Source organism: Amycolatopsis sp. lyj-346 (assembly GCF_046548975.1).
GTDB lineage: Bacteria > Actinomycetota > Actinomycetes > Mycobacteriales > Pseudonocardiaceae > Amycolatopsis.
This window is the reverse complement of sequence record NZ_JAJPWT010000004.1, coordinates 364040-384037: the sequence shown is the minus strand read 5'-3', so window position 1 is coordinate 384037 and position 19998 is coordinate 364040. Positions and strand designations below refer to the sequence as shown.

Genomic DNA, 19998 nt, shown 5'->3' with positions numbered 1-19998 from the left:
ACTAGCCGACGGACCCTTCCATCTGGAGCTCGATCAGGCGGTTCAGCTCGAGCGCGTACTCCATCGGCAGCTCACGGGCGATGGGCTCGACGAACCCGCGCACGATCATCGCCATCGCCTCGGCCTCGTCGAGGCCGCGCGACATCAGGTAGAACAGCTGCTCTTCGCTGACCTTCGACACCGTGGCCTCGTGGCCCATGGACACCTCGTCGTTGCGGATGTCCACGTACGGGTACGTGTCCGACCGCGAGATGGTGTCCACCAGCAGCGCGTCGCAGACCACGCTGGAACGCGAGTGGTGCGCGCGCTTCGCGACGCGGACCAGGCCGCGGTAGGAAGTGCGGCCGCCGCCGCGCGCCACCGACTTCGACACGATGGTCGAGGAGGTGTACGGCGCGAGGTGCTCCATCTTGGCGCCCGCGTCCTGGTGCTGGCCCTCGCCCGCGAACGCGACCGACAGGACCTCGCCCTTGGCGTGCTCGCCCATGAGGAACACCGACGGGTACTTCATCGTCACCTTGGAACCGATGTTGCCGTCGATCCATTCCATGGTCGCGCCCGCTTCGCACTTGGCGCGCTTGGTGACCAGGTTGTAGACGTTGTTCGACCAGTTCTGGATGGTCGTGTAGCGGCAGCGGGCGCCCTTCTTGACGATGATCTCCACGACCGCCGAGTGCAGCGAGTCGGACTGGTAGATCGGCGCCGTGCAGCCCTCGACGTAGTGCACGTACGCACCTTCGTCGACGATGATCAGGGTGCGCTCGAACTGGCCCATGTTCTCGGTGTTGATCCGGAAGTAGGCCTGCAGCGGGATGTCCACGTGCACGCCCTTCGGCACGTAGATGAACGAGCCGCCGGACCAGACCGCCGTGTTCAGCGCGGAGAACTTGTTGTCACCGGCCGGGATGACCGAACCGAAGTACTCCTGGAACAGCTCCGGCTGCTCGCGCAGCGCGGTGTCGGTGTCCAGGAACAGGACGCCCTGCTTCTCGAGGTCCTCGCGGATCGAGTGGTAGACGACCTCGGACTCGTACTGCGCGGCGACACCGGCGACGAGGCGCTGCTTCTCCGCCTCGGGGATGCCGAGCCTGTCGTACGTGTTCTTGATGTCCTCGGGCAGGTCTTCCCAGCTCGCAGCCTGCTTCTCGCTGGAGCGGACGAAGTACTTGATGTTGTCGAAGTCGATCCCGGAGAGGTCGGCCCCCCAGTTGGGCATGGGCTTCTTCTCGAAGAGCTTGAGCGCCTTCAGTCGCGCTTCGCGCATCCACTCCGGCTCGGACTTCTTGTCGGAGATGTCGGTGACGACATCCTCGTTCAGCCCGCGACGGGCGATCGAGCCCGCCTCGTCGGAGTCGGCCCAGCCGAACGCGTACTTGCCAAGGGACTCGATGGTCTCTTCCTGGCTCAGTGGCGCGGTGGTGGGAGTGCGCTGCTCGGCAGCGGCAGTCATGCGGGTTTCCCTCCATTCGGGATCCGTGCTGTGCCCTCCGAAGGCCGCGGCTTCGCCGCCACCTTCGAAGGCTTTGTGCTTGCCGGCTCGGGATGGGCCGGCTGACCCGCCGTGACGGGTACGTGGGTCGTGCACGCGGAATCACCGCGCGCGATGGTCGCCAGCCGCTGGACGTGGGTGCCCAGCAGCTGCGCGAACGCCTCCGTCTCGGCCTCGCACAGCTGCGGGAACTCCGCGGCGACGTGGGCGACCGGACAGTGGTGCTGGCAAAGCTGCGCTCCGACATTCTGACCGGGCGCCCCTTTTTCAAAGGCACCAGCGCCGACCTGACGGGTCGACGCAGCGTAGCCTTCCCTGCTCAGGGCGGTCGCGAGGGCCTCCGCGCGGGCCGCCGGATCACCCGGTGCGGTGATCGCGGAGCGGTGCGGGCCGACCAGCTTCTCGATGCGCTGCTCGGCGAAGGCGCGGACCGCGTCTTCGCCGGCGTGCTCGGCCAGGAAGCGGATCGCGGAGACGGCCAGGTCGTCGTAGGCGTGCCCGAAGCGGGCGCGGCCGGGCTCGGTCAGCAGGAAGAGCTTCGCCGGACGGCCCCGCCCGCGCGGCCCGCGGCGCGGCGCGTCCCGCGTCTCGGCTTCGCCATCGGAGAGAAGTGCGTCGAGGTGCCGCCGGACGGCGGTGGGGCTGATGCCGAGCTGCTCGGCGACCACGACCGCGGTCATGGGACCCTGTTCCAGCAGCAGCCTGGCGACTTCCTGACGGGTCTTGCCCTCGGCGCTGACCTGCGACGGGACGTGCGGATGGGTGACTCGCGGCATGTCGCCGCCCGCCTGGTCACCCGCCTCCGTCTTTTTCACAACACAAGTGTGTCTTATTTCCCGGCGGTCGGCAAAGGCGGGGTGTCCGGCAGTGACCCGACTCACTCGGGGGCGGCCCGATACCCTGCACGCGTGGCAGTGGGTGAACAGGAGCAGCAAGTGGCACGGCTCGAAGCCGGGAGTACCCACCCGGTGACGCTCTCCCCGGTCCGCCCGGTCGAACCGCTCCCCCTCGAGGCCGGCGAGCAACGCGGGTTGAACGTCGTCCGCCGCTTCGGCACGGTCGGGTCCCTCTTCCTCGCGCTCGGCTCCCTCGGCGCCGGCGCCGCCCCGGTGATCAACCCGGTGCAGGAGATCCCGGTGCTGCGGCTGTTCACCCGGATCCCGACGGTGTCGCTGGCCATCGCCATCTCCGGCATGGGCATCCTGGTGCTGAGCTGGCTGATGCTCGGCAAGTTCGCCCTGCCGGACCGCGCACGGCTGGCGTCGCAGGGCCAGCTCGCGCGCACCATCGCGCTGTGGGTGCTGCCGCTGCTGGTCATCCCGCCGCTGTTCTCCCGCGACGTCTACAGCTACCTCGCGCAGAGCGAGATCGTGCACCGCGGGATGGATCCGTACGTCCTCGGCCCGGCGCAGGCCCTCGGCGTCGCCGACCCGTTCACCGCGGGCGTGTCGAACATGTGGCGCGAGACGCCGGCCCCGTACGGGCCGGTGGTGCTGCGCCTCGGCGGCTGGCTGGCGCCGATCGCGGGCAACAGCATCGCCGTCGGCGTGCTGCTGCAGCGCGCGCTGGCCCTGGTCGGCGTGATCCTCATCGTCTGGGCGCTGCCCCGGCTGGCCCGCCGCTTCGGCGTCCAGCCCGCGACCGCGCTGTGGCTCGGCGCCCTGAACCCGCTGCTGATCTTCCACTTCGTCGCCGGTGCCCACAACGACGCGCTCGCCGTCGGCCTGATGCTCGCCGGGCTGGAGATCGGCATCCGGCGGCTGCCGATCCGGGTGAAGGGCGACACCCCACCCCCGCTCGCGCGCGGGGAACTGCTGTACATCGGGCTCGGGGTCGCGATCATCACCCTCGGCGTCGCGGTGAAGCTGCCCGCGGTCTTCGCGTTGCCGTTCTTCGCCGTGATGGTGGCGCGGCGCTGGCACGGCAGGCTCAAGGACCTGTTCGTGGCCGGGGCACCGATGGCGCTGTGGTTCGGCGTGGTCCTGGTCGTCGTCTGCTTCGGCACCGGGCTGGGCTTCGGCTGGTTCGGGGCGACGTTCAACACCCCCGGCCTCGTCCGGTCCTGGATCTCCCCCACCGCCGAGCTGGCCAACCTCTCCGGCGTCCTCGGCATCGCGCTCGGGCTGGGCAACCACACGAACGCGCTGGTGCCGATCCTCGGCGCGCTCGGCTACCTCGTCGCCGTCGGGATCACCTTCAAGTTCCTGTGGGACAGCTTCAAGTGGCGCTACCGGCCGATCATCGGGCTCGGCGTCTCGCTGGGCGCGGCCATGGTCCTGCAGATCAACCTGCAGCCGTGGTACCTGCTGTGGGCGGTGATCCCGCTGGCCGCCGCGGCCGGGACGTCCCGGTTCCGCGTCGCCGCGACGGTGATCAGCGCGGCCATGCCGTTCCTGCTGCCGCCGACCGGCAGCACCTTCGACGGCCGCCCGTACGTGCTGCCGTTCGCCTACGGCGCGGCGGTCGTCGTCTGCGGCGGCGGGATGCTCGTCGTGCGGCGGCTCGCTCCCGTGTTGCTCTCCCGGCCGTCCCCGCGGGGGCCCGCGGGGGCCGACGCCGTATCGTGACCCGATGTGAGTGTCCCTGCCGTCGAGATCAGCGGGCTGGTCAAGAACTACGGCTCCACCCGCGCGGTCGACGGCATCGACCTGCGGATGGAGCGCGGCAGCCTGCTCGCCCTGCTCGGCCCGAACGGGGCCGGCAAGACCACCACCGTCGAGGTCTGCGAAGGCTTCCTCCGCGCTGACGCGGGCACGGTCCGCGTGCTCGGCCTCGACCCGGTGCGCGAGTCGGCGGCGCTGCGCCCCCGCGTCGGCATCATGCCCCAGGGCGGCGGCGCGTACCCGGGCGTGCGGGCCGACGAGATGCTGCGGCTGGTGGCGTCCTGCGCCGCGACCCCGCTGGACCCGGTGTGGCTGCTGGACGTGCTCGGGCTGGCCTCGGTGCGGCGGACGCCGTTCAAGCGCCTCTCCGGCGGGCAGCAGCAGCGGCTTTCGCTGGCGTGCGCCCTGGTCGGGCGGCCGGAGCTGGTGTTCCTCGACGAGCCGACGGCGGGCATGGACCCGCAGGCCCGGCGCCTGGTGTGGGACCTGCTGGGCGCGTTGCGCGCCGACGGCGTCTCGGTGCTGCTGACCACGCACCTGATGGAGGAGGCCGAGGCGCTGGCCGACACGGTGGTGATCGTGGACCACGGCAAGGTCGTCGTGTCCGGTGCACCGCAGTCGCTGACGATGGACGAGACGGGCAACGCGGGACTGCGGTTCAAGGCCCGCACGCGGCTCGACACGGCCCTGCTGACCGCGGCCCTGCCGGAGGGCTACGCGGTGCGCGAGTCGGCGCCGGGAACGTACGTGGTGGTGGGCTCGGTCGACCCGCAGGTGGTCTCGACGGTCACGGCGTGGTGCGCGCAGCAGGGTGTGCTGCCGGAGGAACTGCAGGTGGGCAAGCGGACTCTGGAAGAGGTCTTCCTGGAGCTGACCGGACGGGAGCTGCGGGCATGAGCGTCTTCGAGCCGGGGGTCTTCACCCCCGCGCCCGGCCGCGGGTCCCTGGGCCGCATGCTGCGCACGCACGCCAGGGTCGAGGCGAGCCTGACCTTGCGCCACGGCGAGCAGGTCCTGCTGACGCTGCTGATTCCGCTGGCCCTGCTCATCGGGCTGTCCTCGCTGGACATCCTGCCGGCGGCGTCGATCGGGTCGACGTCCAAAGTGGACTGGATCACGCCGCGGATCCTGGCGCTGGCGGTGATGTCGTCGGCGTTCACCGGGCAGGCGATCGCCCTCGGCTTCGACCGGCGGTACGGGGTGCTGAAGCGCCTCTCGGCCACGGCGTTGCCGCGGTGGCTGCTGGTGGCGGGCCGCCTCGCGGCGGCGCTGGTGGTGGTGGCCCTGCAGTCGGTGATCATCGGCGTGGTGGCGGCCTTCCTCGGCTGGTCGCCTTCGCCGTCCGGGCTCGCTTCGGCGGTGTTGCTGCTGGTGCTGGGGACGCTGGCGTTCGGGGCGCTGGGTGTGCTCCTGGGTGGCGCTCTGCGCGCGGAAGCCGTGCTGGCCCTGGCCAACGTCGTGTGGTTCGTGCTGCTGCTGGCGGGCGGGATCCTGCTGGCGCCGTCTTCGCTGCCGCCGGGCCTGGCTCGCGTGGTGGAGCTGCTGCCGTCGGGCGCGCTGGCGGAGGGCATGCGCGCGGCGCTGGTGGACGGCTCGTTCGCCCCGGGCCCCCTTGCGGTGCTGGCGGTCTGGGCGGTGGTCGCCGCAGCGGTGGCTTCGCGCACGACCAAGCTCACCTGATCCTCGTTCCCGGCAAAACTGACCTCACGGGTCCGCGACGCTCCTGGGAAGGTCATCCGGACCGGATCCGGACAGAGGGGGCAGTCCCGTGGTTTCGAAAACGCGCGTCGCTTTGATCATGCTTCTCCTGCTCGTCGTGGCCATCGGGGTGATCGTGCTCCTCGTTTCCCTCGATGCGGGCGCGTTCTGGATCAGGACCGCGCCCCTCGCCGTGCTGGGCTTCGGCGCCGTCTTCGCGCAGTCGATGGGCTTGTTCCAGAAGAAAACCAAGAAGACCGAGTGACCTTGGTCCTTGCGCCGGCTGAGCCGTTCTGGGTGTCCGGACCTGCCGAAAGCGCGTTTTCCGCGCGCTCTACCATCGATGCCGTGCCGTTCACCAGCCTCGTCGCCCGCCTGCCGTTTCCCTCCGCCGCCGTGCAGCGGGCCGTCGGGATCGCCGCGGTCCTCGCGCAGGCGCTGATCGGCGTCACCGGGTCCATCGTGCGCGTCACCGGATCCGGGCTCGGCTGCCCGACCTGGCCCGAATGCGTGGCCGGGAGCCTGGTGCCGAAGCACGACTCCGGGATCGACGCGCTCAACCAGTGGATCGAGTTCGGCAACCGGCTGCTCACCGGCGTCGTCATCCTGGTCGCCGCCGTCGCGGTCGTGACGGCGTGGCGGGTGCAGATCGACCACCCGGGCCGCAAGCGCCTGGTCAAGCTGGCCTGGACGATGCCCGGCGGCGTCCTGCTGCAGGCCGTCGTCGGCGGGCTGACCGTGCTCGCGAAGCTGGAGTGGTGGACCGTCGCGATCCACTTCCTCGCGACGACACCGCTCGTCTGGCTGGCCGTCCTGCTGCTGCGCGCGTTCCGCGAAGGCGACGAACCCCCGCGGCCGCTGATCCCCGCCGCCGGCCGCACGGTCCTGGTCCTGCTCGCCGTCGTGCTGTGGCTCGTGCTGGCGGCGGGCACCACGGTGACCGGCGCGGGCCCGCACAGCGGCGACATCAACACCCACCGCCTCGACGCCCCGGTCGAGGCGCTCGCCCAGGTGCACGGCGGGCTGCTGGTGCTCTACCTGCTGCTGCTCGCGGTGTTCGGCCTCCAGCTGCTGCGCGGCGGCGTCCCGAAGAGCCTTTGGCGGCGCTACACGGTGGTCTGGGTGGTGGCCGTCGCGCAGGGCGGGCTCGGCTCGCTGCAGTACGCGCTGGGCGTGCCGGAGGCGATGGTGTCGTTCCACGTCCTGGGCGCGATGGCGGTCATCATCGCGACGGCGGCCCTGTGGACCGGCAGCCGCGACCGCGGCCCGGTGACCTCGCTGACGGCGGCGCCCCGTGAGCTCACCGCCGCCTGACGGCAAACCTCCCTTCACTCCGCGTCGGCGTGGGCGTGCGGCGCGTGGGCTAATGTTCGCGCCATGACGTCGCGCACCGCGCCCAAGCCGCTCATCTCCCACCGCCGGGGCACCGGCGAGATGATCGTGCTCAAGACCTTCTTGCTGGTGCCGTTCGCGGCACTGCTCATCGCCGTCCCGTTGGTGTGGGGCTGGGGCATGAGCTGGATCGACCTGATCCTCGCGGCGGCGTTCTACACGTTCGCGACCCTCGGGGTGACGGTCGGCTTCCACCGCTACTTCACCCACGGCGCGTTCAAGGCGTCGCGGCCGCTGAAGGTGGTGCTGGCCATCGCGGGCAGCATGGCCGTGCAGGGCTCGGTGATCTTCTGGGTCGCCAGCCATCGCCGCCACCACGCCTTCGCCGACCGCGAGGGCGACCCGCACTCGCCGTGGCTGTTCGGCACCTCGCCGTCGGCCCTCCTGCGGGGTTTCTGGCACGCGCACATGGGCTGGATGTTCGGCCGCGAAGTGACCAACGCGGACCGCTTCGCCCCGGACCTGGTGGCGGACCCGGACCTGCGCTGGGTGAACCGGTACTTCTGGCTGTGGATCACCCTGAGCCTGGCCCTGCCGGCGGTGCTGGGCGGCCTGCTGACGTGGTCGTGGTGGGGCGTGGTGACGGCGTTCTTCTGGGCGGGCCTGGTCCGGATCGCGTTCCTGCACCACGTGACGTGGTCGGTGAACTCGGTGTGCCACCTGATCGGCGAGCGCCCCTTTGCTTCCCGCGACAAGGCGGCGAACTTCTGGCCGCTGGCGATCCTGTCGATGGGCGAGTCGTGGCACAACTCGCACCACGCGGACCCGACGTGCGCCCGGCACGGGGTCCTGCGGGGCCAGGTGGACGTTTCGGCGCGGGTGATCTGGGCGTTCGAGCGGTTCGGCTGGGCGACGGACGTGCGATGGCCGCGAATGGAACGGCTGGCCGCGAAGCGGGTCTGACCGCAACCCGGTCATGCACACACGGTAACCTGTGCGTGCAGACAGTGACCTGCGGACCCGAACAAGTACATAGAGGAGAGAGCGCGTGGAGCAACACCACCACGCTGGCGGAGGCGGCGGCGAAGGCGGCGGCAACACCGGCAACTGACCTGGCCCCGGCGCCAGCTCTCTCCAGGGAAGGGAATGAAGCCACGTCGACGCGGTGATGTGGCTTCATTTTTTCCGTGATCAAGGCCACCTGAAGGCGATCCCGTACTCCTCCCGCGGGTGGCACCGGGCTTCGAAGGTGTGCTGCACGAACCCGTTGCCGACGGCGAGCAGCCGTGGATCACCCGCCGGCGGCTGACGCAGTCTTTCGACTTCGAGCTGCTCCGCGTACCACCAGCAAGCTTCGGGCAGGCACTCCTCGTCGAAGGTCACCCGGATCGTCAGGCCCGCCTCCGCCACACCGTGGTGGTCGACTTTGACGTTGATCCACCTCCGTTCTTCGTCGAGGTGCCCGTCGACCGCTTCGGAAAGGAAGCTGTACGGCTGTTCCGACCGCAGTTTCCGCCCGAAGCACAGCCTGGCCGTCGGAGGCTCCCCCGGGTACTTGCCCGGCGCCACGGCAAGGCGGCAGTTCCACAAGGCCGCGACGGGGATGTCGGCGAGGTTTCCCGACCAGCCGGTCAGGGCGTGGACGTCGTACCCGTCGACACCGTCCTCGCGGGCCATGATGTCCCGCTCGGTCAGCCGGCGCATGACCGTTCTCCGGTGCATGACGGCGGTGATGGTCATCCGCTCCACGAACACCGGCTGCGCGCCTTCGGACGGCGCGCGAAACCCGTCGGGACTTCTCTTGCCTGCCGGGGTTTCCGCCGCGACCGATCGCCCGATGCCGACGTAGGGCAGCCAGCCCGCTCCTTCCAGGCATTCGAGCTTCCGCGCCACGGCGACGCCCAGCATTTCGAGCGCGCCCGCCCAGGCTCTGTTCATCGGCGTGTTCGACAGCGGTTCCCTGCTCCCGAACAGCCCGCGGACCTTGGCCAGCTGCCGAAACCGCTCTTGGAGGGTCGCCGCCCAGCTCGCACTGCCGTCCGGCACCGGCGGGAGCCGGAACGCGGCCAGCAGGACGTACTGCTCACGCGGTTCCACGACCGCCCCCAGCTTGTCGATCTCGTCGGCGATGAGCCCCCAGATCGCCCACGCCCGCAATTCCGGCGTGGCCGACGGAAGCGACGCGGTGGGATCGACGAGACAGCCGAGCGAAGTGCCGGAGCCACTCGACGACGATTCGGCCGCCCGGCGCAACGCGCCGAGCAGGTCCCCGTCCCGGCGTTTTGCCAGCAAGCCCAACGCGGCCTTCACGGGCGACTCCGCGAGAACCCCCGGCAGAGATCGAAAATCCGCGGAAAAGTCCGGCAAGAAGAAACACCTCCGCACCACCAAAGATCTGTCCTGTTCCTGACCGACGCCGGGCACACTGAAACGACGGCGTACTAGTACACCACAGGGAGGGGTAGTACGGTGGGCGGAGAAAAGGACAATTCCCAAGGTTCGAGAAGAATGATCAGGGCAGGCTTCACCGGGGTCGGTGGGCTCTATTTGATCACCGGCTCGATCGCCGTGACCTTGATCGGCGCGGTCGTCGCTCTCGTGTTGGCCGTGCTGGCGACTCGGTGACTACGCCAGCTGCTGCCGCACCGCCGAGGCGAACCGCATCGCCGCCGCCGGGTCCGCCTGGCGGAAGCCCAGCGATGGCTCCGTCAGCTCCAGCTCCAGCAGCAACGGCTTCCCGTCCGCCCCGCGCACCAGGTCCACGCGGGCGTACAGCAGCTCCGCCCGCAGGATCCCCAGCAACGCCGAAGCCGCGTCCAGGACGTCCTCCGCGAGCGCCACGGCGTCCGCGGGCGGGGAAGCCGGAGCCAGCTCCTCCGCCAGGTACAACCCCGAAGAATCCATTGTGGATCCCAGCATCGCGCCCTTCGTGAACGCGTGTGAGTAGACCCCGCCCAGGTAAACCAACGCCAGCTCACCGTCTGTATCCACAGTGGACTGGTACGGCTGGATCAGCGCCGTGTGCCCCTCCGCGTGCAACCCGGCCACGTGGGCGGACGCATCCGCACCTCCGGTGAACCGGGCCGCGCCGCGGGAACCCGCTCCCACCGACGGCTTCACCACGAAGTTCGACGACGGGAAGGAGGCCGGGGAGCCGGGCGGCACCAGCGAGGTGGGGACCACCGCCAGACCCGCGTCCAGCAGCTCCACCAGGTACGACTTGTCCGTGTTCCACCGCACCACGGCCGCCGGGTTGCACAGCGACGGCACCGACTCGCACCACGCGAGGAACTCCGCGCGCCGGGAAGCGTAGTCCCAGGTCGCGCGCAGGATCACCGCGTCCGCCGCGGAGAAGTCGAACGAAGAGTCCCAGGGCGCCCACGAGACCGAAAAGCCCAGCGAGGACAACGCGGGCACGACGGCGTCGTCGTCGCCGTCACCCGAGGGGAGTTCCGCGCAGCCGACCAGGACCGCGGTGGGGCTCACCGGCCCGCCATCTTGCGGCGGTGCTCCGGGCCGATCTTCGCCTGGTTGACCGTCTCCGCGTCCCACGTGGCCGGGGAAAGGTCCTCGACCGCCTCGATCAGCGCTTCGCCGGTGGCCACCGAGGGCACCACGACGTCGCCGAGTGCGCCGTCGGCTCCGACGAGCACGACACGGGCACCCGCCCGGCCGATGTTCTCCACCACCGCGCGGGACGGCTTGCCGTGCGCCTTCACGAACTTGCGGGCCGCGGCCAGCTGCGCGCCGGTCGGCGCGACGACAGTCTCAGATGATTCGGACACGTACAGCACGATAACCAACAACCCGGCGGAACGCGGAACAGCGTGGCCTCGGCCATAGTTGCACCGGGAGAACCGACCCGAGGAGGACCCATGCCCACCGCAGTCCAGGTGACGAAGACCGGCGGCCCGGAAGTGCTCGAACCGGCCGAAGTGGACGTCCGCGCGCCGCAGGACGGCGAGCTCCTGGTCGACGTCGCCGCGGCCGGGGTCAACTACATCGACACCTACCAGCGCCAGGGCATCTACCCGGTGGAGCTGCCGTTCGTGCCCGGCCTCGAAGGGGCAGGCACGGTCGTGGCGGCGGGCGAGGGCACCGGCTTCGCGCCCGGCGACCGCGTCGCCTGGCAGGGGTCGATCGGCAGCTACGCGGCCCGCAAGCTCGTCCCGGCGCCGGTGGCCGTGCGGGTTCCCGAAGGTGTCTCCCTGGAGACCGCCGCCGCGGTCATGCTGCAGGGCATCACCGCGCACTACCTGGTCGCCTCGACCTTCGAGGTCGAGCCGGGGCACGACGTGCTGGTGCACGCGGCCGCGGGTGGGGTCGGCCTGCTCCTGGTGCAGCTGGCGAAGGCGCGCGGCGCCCGGGTCATCGGCACGGTGTCGACCGAAGAGAAGGCGAAGCTCGCCCGCGAAGCCGGCGCCGACGAGGTGATCCGCTACGACCGCGACGACTTCGCGAAGCGCACCCGCGAGCTGACGAACGGCGAGGGTGTCGACGTCGTGTACGACGGCGTCGGCAAGGACACCGTCGACGGCAGCCTGGCCAGCCTGAAGGTACGCGGCCTGCTCGCGCTGTTCGGCGCCGCCAGCGGCCCGGTGCCGCCCCTGGACCCCCAGCGCCTCAACTCCGGCGGCTCGCTGTACCTGACCCGCCCGACGTCCGTGCACTACACGCGCACGCGCGAGGAGATCGACTGGCGTTCGAAGGAGCTGTTCGACGCCATCCTCGCGGGTGAGCTGAACGTCCGGATCGGCGGCAAGTACCCCCTCGCCGACGCCGGCCAGGCCCACGAGGACCTGCAGGGCCGCCGCACCACCGGCAAGCTCCTGCTCATCCCCTGACGCGCCGAAGGCCGCCCGGGGGCACCCCCGCGGCGGCCTTCGGGCACGTCAGGCGGCAGCGACCGACACGGCGTCGGTGACGAACACGAGCGTCTCGTTCGGCTTCATGCCGTTGCCGCCCTGGCCGTACGCCAGGTCCGGCGGGATGATCAGCAGCCGGCGGCCGCCCTGCTTGATGCCCGTCAGGCCCTGGTCCCAGCCCGGGATGACCTCGCCCGCGCCCAGGTTCAGATCGAACGTCTTGCCGCGGTCGAAGGAGCTGTCCAGCTTCTGCTTGTCCGACCACGTCACCAGCAGGTAGTTCATCTTCAGCGTCTGCCCGGCCTTGGCGGGCTCGCCGGTGCCCTCGGACAGGTCCTTCGTGATCAGCTTCTTCGGCGGGTCGCAGTCGTCCGGGATGGTGATCGCCGGCACCTCGCCGAACTTGCCCGTCGTCTTGACGTCGTCCGCCGTGCACTCGCGGCCCTTGCTCTGGGGCGCCTGCGCGGCACTCGACGACGGCACGGCCGGCCCCGCCGGAGCGGCCGTCTGGGGCTTGGCCTCCTGGCCGCACGCGGCCAGGGACAGCGTCGCCACGGCGACGACCACGATCTTCCCGATGTTCTGCATGCCGGGCACCCTAGCCAAGCACGGAGAGTGCCGGAACCTCGTCACCCGTGGCGACCACGCCGAGCCGCCGGGTCGCCCGCGTCAGTGCCACGTACAGGTCGTTGAGCCCCCGCGGCGAGCCCGCGACGACCTCGTCCGGCGCGACCAGCACCACCGAGTCGAACTCCAGGCCCTTCGACCGCTCGACCGTCAGGACGCTCAGCCGTTCGTCGTGCGAGCCGAGCAGCGCCGAAACCTCGTCGAAGCGGCTCGCGGGCACCAGGACCGCCACCGTGCCGCCGTCCACTTCGGACAGCTCGCGCGCCGCCAGCGCGGGCAGCTCCGCCGCGAGCGAGGCCGGCCGCACCGACCACGGCGCCACCCCGGTCTCCCGCACCGACGACGGCGCGGCCAGCGACGGGTCGACCTCGGCGAGCACCCGGGCCGCGACGGCCATGATCTCGGCGGGCGTGCGGTAGTTCACGGTCAGCTGCTCCAGCCGCCAGCGGTCCTCGACGTACGGCGAGAGCACCTCGCCCCACGACCGCGCCCCACCCGCCGCGCCGGTCTGGGCCACGTCCCCGACCAGGGTCATCGACCGGTTCGGCGTGCGCCGCATGAGCAGCCGCCAGTCCATCGCCGAGAGCTCCTGCGCCTCGTCGACGATCACGTGCCCGAACGTCCAGGTCCGGTCCTGCGCGGCCCGCTGGGCGGCGGTCAGCTCGCTGCGGGCCTGCTGGCGTTCGGCGAACAGCTCGGCGTCGAGGACGTCGGAGACGCGCAGCAGTTCCTCGTCGATGAGCTCTTCGTCCTGCTCGAGGATGTCGAGCACACCCTCGGCGTACGCGCGGTCCTCGCGCTCACGGCGTTTGCGCTCGACGCGTGCCTCGGTGTCGTCGACGCCGATCAGCTCGGCGAGCTCGTCGAGCAGCGGCACGTCGGCCGGCGTCCAGCGGGCGTCGCGGCCGCTCTCCAGGAGGGCCTGGTCCGCCGCGGGCAGCAGCTTGCCTGCCGCCTTCGCGAGCCGTTCGCGTTCGGCGAACAGGTCGTCGAGCACGCCTTCGGGGCTCAGCACCGGCCAGAGTTCGTGCAGCGCGGCAGCCACGTTGTCGTCGGCGGCGAGCTCGGCGCGGATGTCGGCCAGGTCCTGGCCGTCGAGGAGGTCCTCCCCCAGCCTGCGGGCGGCCTGGCGGGTCAGCGCGTCGAGGACGTCGGAGACGAACAGGCGCCGCGCCGGGTTGTGCGGCCGCCGCGACCGGCGGGCCCGGGTGCGGGCGTCGGTGCACGTCTTGCGGTCGAGCTTGAGGACGTCGTGTTCGTACTCGATCTCACACACCGGCTCGGGCACGCGCTGGCGGTCGCGGACGGCGTTGGCCAGCACCTCCGCCATCACCAGCCGGCCCTTGACCTCGGTCGTCTCGCGCGGTTCGACGCCGTCGGCGGTCAGGCCGGGGTAGAGCTGCCCGACGGTGGCGAGCAGCACGCCGGTCTCGCCGAGCGACGGCAGCACCTGGCCGATGTAGCGCAGGAACGTGCTGTTCGGGCCGACGACGAGCACGCCGCGGGTGGTGAGCTGCTGGCGGTGCGTGTAGAGCAGGTAGGCCGCGCGGTGCAGCGCGACGGCGGTCTTGCCGGTGCCGGGGCCGCCCTGCACGACCATGACGCCGCCGAGCGGAGCCCGGATGATGCGGTCCTGCTCGGCCTGGATGGTCGCGACGATGTCGCTCATCTCGCCGGTGCGCCGCTGCTCCAGCGCGGCCAGCAGCGCGGCCTCGCCGGCCAGCCCGAGGTCCTGGCCCTGGTCGGCGGCCGTGAGGTCGAGGACCTCGTCGTCGAAACCGGTGACCTTGCGGCTCAGCGACCGCAGGTGCCGACGGCGGCGCACCCCTTCCGGGGACGCGGCGGTGGCCAGGTAGAACGGCCGCGCGACCGGCGCCCGCCAGTCGACCAGCAACGGCCGGTAGTCGTCGTCTTCGTCGAACAGCCCGAGCCGGCCGACGTAGGTGGTTTCCTCGGCGCTCTCGGGGACGAAGTCGAGCCGCCCGAACGCGAGGCCCTGCTCGACCGAGCCGAGCTGGGCGAGCCGGTCGGTGTAGAGCGTGGTGGCGACGTCGCGCTCGGTGCGGGCCTGCGGGGTGCCGCCGGTCTGCCGCAGCGTCTCGTCGAGGCGGCGCTGGGCTTCGAGGCGCTCGGCGTCGAGCTTCGAGTAGAGGGTGGTGACGTACGCCTGCTCGCGGGCGAGCTCGGCGGAAAAGTCGTCCGAAGACAAGGATCCTGCTTTCGCCTCAAGGAAAAGAGCCAACGAAGTGTAACGGCGGTCGCCGCGCGATCATTCCGTCCGCAGGTCGCAGTAGGGAAAGACCTCACCACCGGGCGGCACGGCGGCCGGCAGCACCTTCTCCCCCGGCGCACACCACACGTTCGCCGGGGGCAGCTGTTCGCCACCGGTGATTCGACCGTCCGGAGCACGGAACAACACCGCGGCGCCCCGGCTGGTCAGCGCCCGGCAGTTCCCGGAGCGGTAGCGAACGCCGCCGGGAACGACATCGGCGGTCACCGGCGTGAAGCCGCCGAGGGACTCCGGCGGCAGCCAGGCGACCGGGCCGGCCACGGGCTGGTCGAGGACCACCCCGATCCGCCGTCCGGGCAGCAGCACCGGGACCTCGACGGTCCGGGAGCCGGACGTCACCGGGATCCGGTAGGCGGCGAGGGCGCTGGTGTTTTCCAGCACAGCGGCACCGGGTCCTGGCTCCGCGACGCGGATGGCGCCGCCGTCGGGGGCGGGTCCGGCGACGGCGGTGATCCGTTGGGGGATGGTGCAGCCGCCGGTGAGCAGGCTCTCGTCCAGCGCCGGGAGCTTCCCGCGGCCGAGCAGGACCAGCAGGCCCAGAGCGACGACCGCGGTGGCCGCGGTCCCGATCCGTCTCAGGGCCGGATTCAGAACGGCAGGCCGAGGGTCGGCAGGCCGATCGCCGAGTCGACGGCCAGGGCCACGAACACGATCATCAGGTACGTGTTCGACCGGTGGAACAGCGCCATCGGCTTGGTCTCCTCACCCCGCCGCACCGCCGCCTGCAGGCTGTGCGCGTAGAAGAGGAACCAGCCGCCCGCCAGGATCGCGAACGTGCCGTACAGCCAGGACGTCACCGGGAGCAGCAGCAGCGTCCACGCCACCATCACCCACGAGTAGATGACGATCTGGCGGGCGACGTGCTGGGCGGTGGCGACCACCGGCAGCATCGGCACGCCCGCGCGCTCGTAGTCGTCGCGGTACTTCATGCCCAGCGCCCAGGTGTGGGGCGGGGTCCAGAAGAAGATCACCCCGAACATCACGAACGCCGGCCACTGCACGGTGCCGGTGACGGCGGCCCAGCCGATCACCACCGGCATGCAGCCCGCCGCGCCGCCCCAGACCACGTTCTGCGACGTGCGCCGCTTCAGGCCGAGCGTGTACACGAAGATGTAGAAGAGGATCGTCGCGATCGCCAGGATCGCCGAGAGCAGGTTCACCGTGAGGTACAGCACGACGGCCGAGGCGACCCCCATCACCAGGCCGAAGACCAGCGCGCCGCGGCGGGGGACCGAGTCCTTGACCAGCGGACGGCGCTTCGTGCGGTTCATCACCTTGTCGATGTCCGCGTCGATCACGCAGTTGAGCGCGTTCGCGCTGCCCGCGGCCATCGTCCCGCCGACCAGCGTGGCCAGTACCAGCCACGGCGACGGGATCTGACGGCCGGCGAGGAACATCGCCGGGATGGTGGTCACCAGCAGGAGCTCGATCACCCGGGGCTTGGCCAGCGCGGCGTAGGCGCCGACCACCCGGCGGATGCTTCGCCGGCCACCGTGCGGTCGCTCACCGGTCGGGTGCACGGCGCTGGTGTCTTCACTGCGTCCGTGCGCAGCGTTCACCAACGACATTTCACTCCCTGCGTCAGGTTCGGGTTGGGCCCCAGCTCGGTTAGGCGCGTGGAGCCGTGGAACCCGCCGGACTGAACCCTGAACCGATGTTAGACGTGGTGAATCCCGTGGGTGATCGCGGGTCCTCGGCCAGCCTAAGCACTAGGCTGGCCGCGACGGGCCGCGATTGCCCCTGCGCATGGCCGCGAGCAGGAATATCGTCCCTTCGGGATCGATTGAGATAAGTAGCCGCGCGCACGGGTAACCGGAACCCAGCTAGACCAGCCGCAACCATCATGACCGGGAGTTGGAGCTCAGTGTCCGAAACCGCCACTACCAGCGAGAACAACCCACTCCTCCGGCGCAACACGCCCGCCGACTGGACCGACACCGACACCCGCGCCGTGGACACCGCCCGGGTGCTCGCCGCCGACGCGGTGGAGAACTGTGGCAGCGGCCACCCCGGCACCGCGATGAGCCTGGCGCCGCTGGCCTACACGCTGTTCCAGCGCGCCATGCGGCACGACCCGAACGACCAGCACTGGCCGGCCCGCGACCGGTTCGTGCTCTCCGCGGGCCACTCGAGCCTCACCCTCTACATCCAGCTCTTCCTCGCCGGCTACGGCCTCGAGCTCGAGGACCTCAAGCAGCTGCGCAAGTGGGGCTCCAAGACCCCGGGTCACCCCGAGTACCGCCACACCGACGGCGTCGAGACCACCACCGGCCCGCTCGGCCAGGGCCTGGCCAACGCCGTGGGCATGGCGATGGCCGCCCGCCGCGAGCGCGGCCTGCTCGACCCGGACGCCGCGCCCGGCGAGAGCATCTTCGACCACCACGTCTACGTGATCGCCTCCGACGGCGACATCGAAGAGGGCGTCACCTCGGAGGCCTCGTCCATCGCGGGCCGCCAGGAGCTGGGCAACCTGATCGTCTTCTACGACGACAACAAGATCTCGATCGAGGACGACACCAACATCGCGCTGTCCGAGGACACCGTCGCGCGCTACGAGGCCTACGGGTGGCACACCCAGGTCGTCGACGGCGGCGAGGACGTCGTCGCGATCGAGGAGGCCATCAAGGCCGCCAAGGCCGAGACGCAGCGCCCCTCGTTCATCGCGCTGCGGACGGTCATCGGCTACCCGGCGCCCAAGAAGATGGGCACCGGCAAGGCGCACGGCGCCGCGCTGGGCGGCGAAGAGGTCGCCGCGGTCAAGCAGATCCTCGGCTTCGACCCGGAGCAGTCGTTCCAGGTCGAGGACGACGTGCTCAAGCACACCCGCCAGGCGGCCGAACGCGGCCGGCAGGCCCACGCCGAGTGGCAGGAGAAGTACGAGGCCTGGGCCGCCGCCAACCCGGAGCGCAAGAAGCTGGGCGACCGGCTGGCCACCCGCACGCTGCCGGAGGGCTTCGCCGACAACCTGCCGCATTGGGACCCGGACCCCAAGGGCGTCGCCACCCGCAAGGCCTCCGGTGAGGTGCTGAACGCCCTCGCCGAGCCGCTGCCGGAGCTGTGGGGCGGCTCGGCCGACCTGGCCGAGAGCAACAACACGACGATGAAGGGCGCCGACTCGTTCGGTCCGGAGAAGGCCGCCACCGACATGTGGCAGGCCACCCCGTACGGCCGGACGCTGCACTTCGGCGTCCGCGAGCACGCCATGGGCTCGATCCTCAACGGGATCGCGCTGCACGGCGGCACCCGCCCGTACGGTGCGACGTTCCTCATCTTCTCCGACTACATGCGCCCGCCGGTCCGGCTGGCCGCGCTGATGAAGGCGCCGGTCACCTACGTCTGGACGCACGACTCGATCGGCCTCGGCGAGGACGGCCCGACGCACCAGCCGATCGAGCAGCTGTCCGCCCTGCGGGCGATCCCCGGCCTCAACGTCGTCCGCCCGGCGGACGCCAACGAGACCGCGTACGCCTGGAAGGCCGTGCTGGAGGACACCGACCACCCGTCCGGGCTGGCGCTGACCCGCCAGAACGTGCCGGTGCTCGAGGGCACCAGCGCCGAGGGCGTGAAGAAGGGCGGCTACGTCCTGGCCGACAGCGACGGCACGCCCGACGTGGTGCTGCTCGCCACCGGCTCCGAGGTCCAGCTCGCCGTCGAGGCGAAGAAGACCCTCGAGGCCGACGGCGTCAAGGCGCGGGTCGTGTCCATGCCGTGCGTCGAATGGTTCGACGCGCAGGACGCGGCCTACCGCGAATCCGTCATCCCGGCCGGTGTGAAGGCCCGTGTGTCCGTCGAGGCGGGCATCGCCCAGTCGTGGCACCGCTTCACCGGTGACGCCGGGGTGAACGTTTCGATCGAGCACTTCGGCGCCTCCGCCGATGCCGCCACACTGTTCCGTGAGTTCGGGTTCACCGCGGAAGCAGTCGTCGAGGCCGCGCGCCGCTCGATCGCCAACACCAAGAACTGAAGAGGAAGTGACGCAGCAATGAGCAACGACAAGCTCGCGCAGCTGTCCGCAGCCGGTGTTTCGATCTGGCTGGACGACCTTTCGCGGGAACGCCTGAACACCGGCAACCTCGCCGGCCTGATCCGCGACAAGCACGTCGTGGGCGTGACGACCAACCCGACGATCTTCGCCAACGCGATGTCGAAGGGCGAGGCCTACGACGAGCAGACCAAGGAGCTCGCCGCCCGCGGCGCCGACGTCGAGGCGACCATCCGCGAGCTGACCACGACCGACGTGCGCAACGCCGCGGACCTGTTCCGCGACCTCTACACCGCCACGAACGGCGTCGACGGCCGGGTGTCCATCGAGGTGGACCCGCGGCTGGCCAAGGACTCCGACAAGACGGTGGCCGAGGCGCAGGACCTGTGGAAGACCGTCGACCGGCCGAACGTGCTGATCAAGATCCCGGCCACCGAAGAGGGCCTGCCGGCGATCACCAAGACACTGGCCGAGGGAATCAGCGTCAACGTCACGCTGATCTTCTCCGTCGAGCGGTACAAGAAGGTCATCGAGGCCTACTTCGCGGGCCTGGAGCAGGCGAAGGCCAACGGCCACGACCTGCGCGGCATCCACTCGGTGGCGTCCTTCTTCGTATCCCGGGTGGACACCGAGATCGACAAGCGCCTGGACGCGATCGGCACCGACGAGGCCAAGGCCCTGCGCGGCAAGGCGGCCGTCGCCAACGCCCGCCTCGCCTACGCGGCCTTCGAGGAGCTGTTCGCCTCGGACCGCTGGAAGGCCCTCGCGGCCGACGGCGCCAACGCGCAGCGCCCGCTGTGGGCGTCCACCGGCGTGAAGGACCCGAACTACTCCCCCACCCTCTACGTCGACGACCTCGTGGTGAAGGACACCGTCAACACGATGCCGGAGAAGACCCTCGACGCGGTCGCCGAAAGCTCCGAGCTCAAGGGTGACCAGGTCACCGGGCGCGGCGCCGAGGCGCAGGAGGTCTTCGACAAGCTTTCCGCGGTGGGCATCGACATCACCGACGTCTTCCTCACGCTGGAGAACGAGGGCGTCGAGAAGTTCGAGAAGTCCTGGACCGAACTGCTCGAAACCGTCAAGGGCCAGCTCGAGAACGTGAAGGGCTGA

At 70.7% G+C, this 19998-nt stretch carries 18 protein-coding genes; 9 read left to right on the top strand and 9 right to left on the bottom strand.

Going from position 1 to position 19998, the window contains the following annotated elements; all coding sequences use genetic code 11:
• Position 1 precedes the first annotated feature (1 nt).
• Together sufB and ACLJQE_RS16735 are read right to left on the bottom strand one after the other, a co-directional pair.
• Positions 2-1450 (bottom strand): Fe-S cluster assembly protein SufB, encoded by a 1449-nt coding sequence (gene sufB, locus ACLJQE_RS16740; RefSeq protein WP_410640133.1) that lies wholly within the window; start codon positions 1448-1450, stop codon positions 2-4.
• Positions 1447-2265 (bottom strand): helix-turn-helix transcriptional regulator, encoded by an 819-nt coding sequence (locus ACLJQE_RS16735; protein ID WP_410640322.1) that lies wholly within the window; start codon positions 2263-2265, stop codon positions 1447-1449. Before ACLJQE_RS16735 ends, sufB begins: the two co-directional genes overlap by 4 nt.
• Positions 2266-2424: 159 nt before the next feature.
• Between ACLJQE_RS16735 and mptB the strand changes: the two genes are divergently transcribed.
• From mptB to ACLJQE_RS16705, 6 genes are all read left to right on the top strand, one after another.
• Positions 2425-4056 (top strand): polyprenol phosphomannose-dependent alpha 1,6 mannosyltransferase MptB, encoded by a 1632-nt coding sequence (mptB, locus tag ACLJQE_RS16730; RefSeq protein ID WP_410640321.1) that lies wholly within the window; start codon positions 2425-2427, stop codon positions 4054-4056.
• A 6-nt stretch (positions 4057-4062) separates the two neighbouring features.
• Positions 4063-4989: an ABC transporter ATP-binding protein gene (locus ACLJQE_RS16725; RefSeq protein WP_410640132.1), complete on the top strand. Its 927-nt coding sequence runs from the start codon at positions 4063-4065 to the stop codon at positions 4987-4989.
• Positions 4986-5771 (top strand): ABC transporter permease, encoded by a 786-nt coding sequence (locus ACLJQE_RS16720; protein ID WP_410640131.1) that lies wholly within the window; start codon positions 4986-4988, stop codon positions 5769-5771. Before ACLJQE_RS16725 ends, ACLJQE_RS16720 begins: the two co-directional genes overlap by 4 nt.
• A gap of 118 nt (positions 5772-5889) precedes the next feature.
• Positions 5890-6054 (top strand): hypothetical protein, encoded by a 165-nt coding sequence (locus tag ACLJQE_RS16715; RefSeq protein WP_410640130.1) that lies wholly within the window; start codon positions 5890-5892, stop codon positions 6052-6054.
• Positions 6055-6137: 83 nt separating this feature from the next.
• Positions 6138-7103 (top strand): COX15/CtaA family protein, encoded by a 966-nt coding sequence (locus tag ACLJQE_RS16710; RefSeq protein WP_410640129.1) that lies wholly within the window; start codon positions 6138-6140, stop codon positions 7101-7103.
• A gap of 63 nt (positions 7104-7166) precedes the next feature.
• Complete coding sequence (locus ACLJQE_RS16705) at positions 7167-8084, top strand: acyl-CoA desaturase (protein WP_410640128.1); 918 nt, start codon at positions 7167-7169, stop codon at positions 8082-8084.
• A 228-nt stretch (positions 8085-8312) separates the two neighbouring features.
• Here the strand turns inward: ACLJQE_RS16705 and ACLJQE_RS16700 are convergent, their stop codons facing one another.
• The 3 genes from ACLJQE_RS16700 to ACLJQE_RS16690 all read right to left on the bottom strand — a co-directional run bounded on the left by ACLJQE_RS16700 (position 8313) and on the right by ACLJQE_RS16690 (position 10906).
• A complete protein-coding gene (locus ACLJQE_RS16700) occupies positions 8313-9431 on the bottom strand; it encodes a hypothetical protein (RefSeq protein ID WP_410640127.1) in 1119 nt (372 codons plus the stop codon).
• A 315-nt stretch (positions 9432-9746) separates the two neighbouring features.
• Positions 9747-10607 carry a RimK family alpha-L-glutamate ligase gene (locus ACLJQE_RS16695; RefSeq protein WP_410640126.1) on the bottom strand — a complete coding sequence of 287 codons (861 nt, stop codon included), beginning with the start codon at positions 10605-10607 and terminating at the stop codon, positions 9747-9749.
• Positions 10604-10906, bottom strand: coding sequence for a hypothetical protein (locus tag ACLJQE_RS16690; protein ID WP_410640125.1), 303 nt, complete (start codon positions 10904-10906; stop codon positions 10604-10606). The genes ACLJQE_RS16695 and ACLJQE_RS16690 overlap by 4 nt, the downstream gene beginning before the upstream one ends.
• 90 nt (positions 10907-10996) lie before the next feature.
• On the opposite strand from ACLJQE_RS16690, the gene ACLJQE_RS16685 reads away from it, so the two are divergent.
• Positions 10997-11965 carry a quinone oxidoreductase family protein gene (locus ACLJQE_RS16685; protein ID WP_410640124.1) on the top strand — a complete coding sequence of 323 codons (969 nt, stop codon included), beginning with the start codon at positions 10997-10999 and terminating at the stop codon, positions 11963-11965.
• Between the two features lie 48 nt (positions 11966-12013).
• Here the strand turns inward: ACLJQE_RS16685 and ACLJQE_RS16680 are convergent, their stop codons facing one another.
• From ACLJQE_RS16680 to ACLJQE_RS16665, 4 genes are all read right to left on the bottom strand, one after another.
• Complete coding sequence (locus ACLJQE_RS16680) at positions 12014-12574, bottom strand: FKBP-type peptidyl-prolyl cis-trans isomerase (protein ID WP_410640123.1); 561 nt, start codon at positions 12572-12574, stop codon at positions 12014-12016.
• Positions 12575-12584: 10 nt separating this feature from the next.
• Positions 12585-14822: a HelD family protein gene (locus ACLJQE_RS16675; RefSeq protein WP_410640122.1), complete on the bottom strand. Its 2238-nt coding sequence runs from the start codon at positions 14820-14822 to the stop codon at positions 12585-12587.
• A gap of 60 nt (positions 14823-14882) precedes the next feature.
• Entirely contained in the window at positions 14883-15284 is a 402-nt protein-coding gene (locus ACLJQE_RS16670; RefSeq protein WP_410640121.1) for a hypothetical protein, read from the bottom strand.
• 206 nt (positions 15285-15490) lie between these two features.
• Positions 15491-16471, bottom strand: a complete 981-nt coding sequence (locus ACLJQE_RS16665) for a heme o synthase (protein ID WP_410640120.1) — start codon at positions 16469-16471, stop codon at positions 15491-15493.
• A gap of 296 nt (positions 16472-16767) precedes the next feature.
• On the opposite strand from ACLJQE_RS16665, the gene tkt reads away from it, so the two are divergent.
• Both tkt and tal read left to right on the top strand, forming a co-directional pair.
• A complete protein-coding gene (gene tkt / locus ACLJQE_RS16660) occupies positions 16768-18867 on the top strand; it encodes a transketolase (RefSeq protein WP_410640119.1) in 2100 nt (699 codons plus the stop codon).
• A gap of 18 nt (positions 18868-18885) precedes the next feature.
• Entirely contained in the window at positions 18886-19998 is a 1113-nt protein-coding gene (tal, locus tag ACLJQE_RS16655) for a transaldolase (protein WP_410640118.1), read from the top strand.